The following is a 955-nucleotide window of genomic DNA, read 5'->3' as shown; positions in this document are numbered from 1 at the left end:
GGCGTGGTCACGCTCTGAGTCCTCAGAACGTGACCACGCCCGCGTTCGCCATGAGCGCTGTTCGTTGCGACGCCGCGCCCGCGCGGCCACCACGGGCAAGCACATTCGGGTCATCGCGACTGCTTGTCCACAGGCCGAGCGGCCAGATTCTGCTATTGGCAGAGCGGGTCGATTCGACGAGCGGTGCGTACAGGTGTGCGATATGTTGATGACATGACGCGAACCGGTGGGGTACCAGAACGAGCAGGCGAGCAGCCTGCTCGATCGGTGCTGCCCGGGACAGGGTCGAGACTGCCTGGCCGGTCACTGCCCGGGGGCGAACCGAGACTGCTTGGCGGGCCGGTGCTGCCTGGGGACGGAGCGGGCTTGCCTGGCGGGTCCGTGCTGCCCGGCGGTGCCGAGACGTCTGGTGCGCCCGCGCCTGGCGGAGCTGTAGACGTCGCAGGCGTGCGGGCCGTGCGGCGAGCCCTGGCAGAGATGATCTTGCCCGGTGCCACTGACACTCCCGCCGGCGTACCCGGGGTGGTGCAGGCCCAGTGGGTCGACCTGCTCGGTGAACTCGAAGCCGTGAAGAACGCGATCACCGCGACGCAGGCGCGGCTGACGGTCGCCCTGGACGAGGCAACCCGCGCCGAGGAGGCGCGGCAGTGCATCCGGGCCGAGCGGCGTGGGCGGGGTGTGCCCAACCAGGTCGGTGCGGCGTTGCGGGTCAGCCCGCATGCCGGGGCCGGGTTCGTGTCCACCTCCCGCGTCTGGGTCACCCAGATGCCCCACACGTTCACCGCCCTGCAGACCGGGGTCCTGTCCCAGTGGCGGGCCACCCTCCTGGTGCGGGAGACGTCCCACCTCTCCCTGGAGCACCGTGCGCTGATCGATGAGGAGATCTGCGGACCCACCCACCTGACCGAACTCGCCCGCATGAGCACCCGACGGCTGGTGGCCCGGATCAAGGAAC

At 70.3% G+C, this 955-nt stretch carries 1 pseudogene; it reads left to right on the top strand.

The window, feature by feature from the left end:
* Positions 1-477: 477 nt before the first annotated feature.
* Positions 478-955, top strand: a pseudogene (locus PROKR_RS35165) (hypothetical protein); the annotation flags it as partial.

The organism is Promicromonospora kroppenstedtii DSM 19349, from assembly GCF_000515355.1.
Taxonomy (GTDB): Bacteria; Actinomycetota; Actinomycetes; order Actinomycetales; family Cellulomonadaceae; genus Promicromonospora; species Promicromonospora kroppenstedtii.
This window is presented reverse-complemented; position numbering and strand designations above follow the sequence as displayed.